Origin of the sequence: Marivita sp. (assembly GCF_051251565.1) — a bacterium.
GTDB lineage: Bacteria > Pseudomonadota > Alphaproteobacteria > Rhodobacterales > Rhodobacteraceae > Marivita.
Window position 1 is genome coordinate 1 of the sequence record NZ_JBPOFB010000041.1, and the last position, 5,832, is coordinate 5,832.

Consider the following 5,832-nt stretch of genomic DNA (forward strand, 5'->3'; position numbering starts at 1 on the left):
TCCCGTACCCATAGTTCGTCTCCTTTGCTGCACATTATGCTATCAAAGGAGCGGCACCAAACCGCGACAGGTCCAGGGCGCGAGAACCACTCCGATGACACGCGATCCACGTTTTCACCGCGTGACACATCAACCTTGTAACCGCCACTGGCGTTACGCCCGGCATCGATAATTTGGGTATTCATGAGAAATCTCCTGAGACGGGCGGTCGGGAGCCTCTCTCTCGACCTCCAAACCCGTCACGGGAACACCCTCCACTCTCTCACTCCGATGGTTTTCCGGATTAAACGCTTCTCTACGGAGCTCTGCTACTTGGGACGGGTGTCCGATGCTTGTATACATATTTCGGACTAATCACTTCCATCATGTCCGAAATCATGCTACAGATTTCGGACATGAACCATGCATCAACAGATCTAAAGAGCGATATCCTGACACGGATCGCGAATGGCACGCCGCGTGGCGTGTGGACGCCGAGGGATTTTCTGGATCTCGGCGAACGTGATGCTGTGGACAAAGTGCTGCAGCGACTGACGCGGGCAGGGGCTCTGCGCCGGGTGGATCGTGGCCTCTACGATCAACCGTCGACCAATCGCCTGACCCAGAAAGACAGCCCGGCAGATCCCCGCGAAGTGATTGATGCCATCGCACGCCGAGATCAGATACGCGCGCTCGTTGATGGGATGACGGCCGCCAACGATCTGGGGCTCACCAATGCTGTTCCGGCGAAGATCCTAGTGCATACGGACGCCCGGTTGAAATCGATTTCGCTCGGCCAGCTTGACATCGTGTTCAAACCAACAGCTGCCAGCAAGCTCTATTGGGCTGGCCGGCCGGCCATGCGCATTGTGCAAGCTCTGCATTGGTTGCGGGATACGATGGGGCAAGTCGACGAGGATCAAGTGCTGATCCGCCGTCTCACGGCTCTTCTCAATGATCCTGCGAACGGCAAGCGCCTTCGCGACGATCTCGAGGACGGGCTGACGACATTGCCGAGTTGGATGCAGAATCTATTGCGCCCGATACTGGCAGAGCAAGCAGGTGCTGCGTGAACCCCGCGTTTGACAAGATTATTTCTGCGGATGATGAGACGCGCCTTGGCCTTTTCACGACAACAGCACAGCGCTTGGGCACTACACCGCAGAATGTCGAAAAGGACTTCTGGGTTTGTTGGACCCTCGACGCGCTGTTCAATGGATTGCCGGACGGGCCAAGGCTTCTGTTCAAGGGCGGGACGTCCTTGTCAAAGGGTTTTGGGCTGATCCGGCGCTTTTCGGAGGATATCGACGTCACGGTTTTCCGGGACGATTTGGGAGAAGCTACAACGATTGAAGAGCTTGAGGCTTTGAGTGGTAAGAAGCGCGCCAAGGCGTTGAATGCCATCAAGGCGGCCTGTGAAGCCTATATCCAAGGCGAGTTCCTTGACGGGCTGAACAAGATTGTTTTGGACGATGCCGGACGAAACGGCATCGACATCGCCCGGTTCTTTGTTGAGCCCGATCCAGAAGACAGCCAGGCACTGTATCTGCGGTATCCGACCGCGACACCGGTTGATGCCTACATTGCCAAAGCCGTGAAAATCGAGTCCGGTGCAAAATCGGCGCTTGATCCCAATTCTCTGCGCAGCATCAGCCCCTATCTCCAAGAGGATGTGCCGGATATCGATCTGACTGTCGGTAACGTCACTATCGTCGATGCCGAGCGAACTTTTTGGGACAAGATTGTCATTTTGCACGGCCTGCGCCGCTGGTTCGACATACGCGGAGAACTCAAAGGAAGCGGTCAGCGCGTGTCGCGACACTATTACGATGCCTATCAGCTTCTCGGATCGGACCTTGGTGAGAGGGCTTTGGCGGATCGCGCGCTTGGTGCCGACTGTGTCGCCCACGCGCGCATGTTTTTTAACCGTCCGGCTTTCGATCTCGCCACCGCAGCTGCGCCGACTTTTTCGATTACTCCAGTTGGAAAAATGCTCGATGACCTGCGCCGCGACTACCGCGCGATGTCGGGCATGATCTTCGGGGAAGCGCCGGCTTTTGAGGCAGTGATCGAGCGGATTGCTGGTTTAGAGGAGAGGCTGAATTTAGGGTGATAGTCGTTAGCGTGTTGCCCTCGAAAACAGGTAATCGGGGCGGCGAGCGGACCTTTGCTGCGGGTGCGGGAAAGGTCCGAAAGGCGGCCATGAGCCGACATCCGGGCGACATCTGAACTCAGCAGTTCAAGCCGGTGGCTTGGCGACTTCGAACCTGTGCGATCGTGTTATAGTCAGATGTTTGACCCGAATGGAAAAGCACCTCTCAGCCAGATCGCTTCAGCTATGGTTGGTGACACAAAAAATTTTCGGATTTGAACGGATATCGGATTTGATCAATAACAACCATCTCCACCATATGCTCAAACAGCGCTCGCACCTCGAACTGACAGCTTCGGCGAGGATGATATGTCCATGATAAGAGACTGAAAAACCGGATCCACGCGCTGGTTTGAGGCCACAAAGTCTCTTGCTAGCATCCTGTTTTGATGTAACGATCACCTATCTGCCTAACCAGGCATAGTGAAGTCAGACGATGCTAGTAGCAGATTAATTCCCGTTGCCGACCGCTGTTTTCCTTTGTCTGGACAAATACCATTCAAGGGGGAAACCGAATGGAAGATGACTATCCAGATGGAGTCGCTGGCCAACTGACTGTTGGGAGCGGCACAAGAGGAAATATCGAAACGGTTGGGGATTTCGATGCGTTTGTCGTGACACTGCAAGCGGGATTTACCTATCAATTTGATGTGCTGACTTTTGGTGTCGCCGGGTCAACTCCATTGTCCAACCCCTATTTGCAAGTTCGAGATTTCGCGGGAAATTTTCTGGACGATGACGATTCCGGTGTAGGACTTAACGCAAGAATATCAAACTTCACGGCGTCAACTTCAGGCGAATACTTTGTCTTCGCGCGAGGCGCTGCCAATACCACCGGAACATATGAAATCAGCGCAACTCAAACGGGCCAACCGGTAATGACGTTTGACGACTATCCAACGGGCACAAGCGGCTTTGTGTCAGTTGGGTCGTTCACAACAGGCAATATCGAAACCCCTGAGGATAGCGACACGTTCCGTGTCGACCTGCAAGAAGGCTTCACATACCGCCTGACGGTCCGGGGCTTTGACACAAACGACGGCACGCTGGCCGACCCCTACGTCGATTTTTATGATCCGTTCGGGAACTATCTGCTGAGTGACGACGATGGTGGTTTCGGCCTGAATGCCGAAATCATCGACTTCGTGGCACCAACGACCGGAACTTACGCGTTGGATGTCTTTGGGCTCAGTGGACCGGGAACCTATACTGTGACGGCATCACAAACGGGACAACCGCTGATACCACCGTTTGACGACTATCCAGAGGGAACAAGTGGCTCATTGTCAGTTGGGTCGTCCACATTCGGAAATATCGAAACTGCCGGTGATACCGATGCATTCACCGTGCTTCTTGAAGACGGCGTCACGTATCGATTTGATCTGTCTGAAAACTCTTCTCAAGGCGGACTCACATTAGACCCCTTCCTGCAGCTCACCACGAGCACAGGAAGTGTCATAACGTTTGACAACGATTCAGGCCCCTCAGCGGACGCAAGCATTGAATTCACACCAACGTTTTTTGGCGTCTATGTGCTGAGCGCTGAAGGGGTCGGGTCGAGCACCGGCCTATATGAAATCAGTGCGACGGAATTGACGACAACATCGTTTGATGACTATCCATCGGGCTCGAATGGCTCGGTAACAGTTGGTTCGTCCACAACGGGAAATATCGAAACCGCTGGTGATAGGGATACATTTAACGTCTTTCTGCAAGCGGACTTCACGTATCAATTCGATCTCATCAGCTCGATTGATCCTGGCATCGTCTCATTGTCTGATCCCTTGTTGCGGCTTACCGATAGCTCTGGGGATATTTTCATATTGAACAACAATGGAGGCCAGGGACTCAACTCAAGGATCACTGACTTCACACCGTCATCTTCCGGCGTCTACTTTTTGGATGCGGAGGGTAATGGAAGTAGCACCGGTGTTTATCAAATCAGCGCCACGCAAACAGCCGCGCCACCTGTACCGACAGTTGACGATTTTCCAACGGGTACAACCGGCGCGTTATCAGTGGGTGGGAACCGAACCGGCGATATCGAAACGATCAATGATATCGACGTATTCAGCGTTTTTCTGCAAGCGGGCTTCACCTACCAATTCGGTATGCGGGGTGCGCCGACGAACAACGGAACGCTCAGCGATCCCTCCTTGCAGCTTCGCGATAGCTCGGGGGCGTTTTTGACCTCTGATGACGATTCAGGCACAGGACTTAACGCCAGCATCTCAAGTTTCACACCGACAACGTCCGGCAATTACTTGTTATACGCTCAAGGACAAGTGAATGGCGGCACTGGAACGTATCAGGTCAGCGCGACGCAAACGGGCACCCCAGGGCCGGTCAACCCAGGGCCGGGCACCCCAGAGCCTGAAACACCCACTGACGTGCCGGTGATTGTTCAGAAGGTGGCCCGCCTCTACGAAGCGGCATTGGACAGGGATGGTCAGTATCTGGCGTTTGACGGGTTCAATTTCTGGATCGACAAAGCCGAAGGCGGCGCAGATTTCCGCGTTCTGTCGGCTGCGTTCCTGAACAGCCCTGAATTCAGGACAAAATTCGGCGATGCCTTTGACATGGGTGCGCCCGACTACCTGTCGAATGTCGCCTTCATTGATGCGCTTTATGACAGCGTCCTTGGTCGCGATGGCGGTACGGGGGCGGGGCGTCAGTTCTGGATCGACAAGCTTGAGATCGGGAATGGCAACCGCAGCGCCGTCCTGCGCGACTTCGCAGAAAGCCCGGAGAACATTGCCAATACATTGCCGTTGATCAACGATCTTTTTGAGGCGAGTGACGGATACTGGGTGTTCGGCTGACCTAGGCCGTCTTGGGTGCATGTCGGCAGGTCGATCAGTGTCCTGTGACGGCATCTCGACTGTTTGTTGGTGATGACTATCGGTGAAGCGCGCGCTGCCTGAAGGGGTGGCGCGACTTCGTGTGTCGGTTTGTGCGAAAATTCGGCGAGCCTTTAAGCGCGATGCAGTCTAATTGCGTGTGCAACGAAGAATTCGAAGAACTACTTACTTCAAGGTCTTGGATCGCGTTTGCAGACCAAAAGAGCTCGAATACGGGAACAGCGTCTTTAAGTGTGGATGTGATCGCGAGAGCGCCCGGCTAAACTTTGCGAGAAGCCCCGAAAACATCGCGAACAATAGCGTTGCGCTGAGTACAATCTGCGGATCTGGTCTTGGTTACTGTTTGATCCAGCGTCCGAAAAACATCTTGTCGTGGCCTCAATATGAGAGGTACGCCCTTTTAGTTGGGCAATGTCGGTTAAAGGGGTGTTTGAATTGGCAAATGCTGCATGATGCACGAATGGCCACTTCGACGGGCTGCAACGCAGCATCCAGGGTCGGCGATGAAGGTCGGCTCTGGGCCGTTCATGCCGAACGGTGGCCATCAACGGTGCAGTTTTTCGAGATAGTGGCGTGTAAGCATGCCCAAGCGCAAAGGGGCGCTTCTCAATTTGGGTTTTGCGCCGAACGACGTCACGTCGACTAAACGCCTCTGTCCGAGCGACGTTTCCGTGGAAACTGTCCATTTCGAACCAACTTGAGCGTGTTGTCACGCTTCGTGACTTCAGCCAGCCAAGTCCAATCAGCGTACTTGTCGCCAGTTTGGAGTTATGGCTGAATCTGGTGTCTGGGCGGTTTGAATGACGGCGGTGCATCTGGTTGGTTTGTTGTTGCGACACA

At 54.1% G+C, this 5,832-nt stretch carries 4 protein-coding genes; 3 read left to right on the forward strand and 1 reads right to left on the reverse strand.

All coding sequences use genetic code 11. The features are described from left to right. Positions 1 to 185: hypothetical protein (locus tag ACSHXH_RS18910; protein ID WP_435673355.1), on the reverse strand; the 185-nt coding region annotated here is incomplete at its 3' end. A gap of 180 nt (positions 186 to 365) precedes the next feature. On the opposite strand from ACSHXH_RS18910, the gene ACSHXH_RS18915 reads away from it, so the two are divergent. The 3 genes from ACSHXH_RS18915 to ACSHXH_RS18925 all read left to right on the forward strand — a co-directional run bounded on the left by ACSHXH_RS18915 (position 366) and on the right by ACSHXH_RS18925 (position 4,953). Next, positions 366 to 1,052 (forward strand): DUF6088 family protein, encoded by a 687-nt coding sequence (locus ACSHXH_RS18915; RefSeq protein WP_435673356.1) that lies wholly within the window; start codon positions 366 to 368, stop codon positions 1,050 to 1,052. Then, positions 1,049 to 2,092, forward strand: coding sequence for a nucleotidyl transferase AbiEii/AbiGii toxin family protein (locus ACSHXH_RS18920; protein ID WP_435673357.1), 1,044 nt, complete (start codon positions 1,049 to 1,051; stop codon positions 2,090 to 2,092). Before ACSHXH_RS18915 ends, ACSHXH_RS18920 begins: the two co-directional genes overlap by 4 nt. Positions 2,093 to 2,646: 554 nt before the next feature. Continuing rightward, positions 2,647 to 4,953 (forward strand): DUF4214 domain-containing protein, encoded by a 2,307-nt coding sequence (locus tag ACSHXH_RS18925; RefSeq protein ID WP_435673358.1) that lies wholly within the window; start codon positions 2,647 to 2,649, stop codon positions 4,951 to 4,953. Positions 4,954 to 5,832 lie beyond the last annotated feature (879 nt).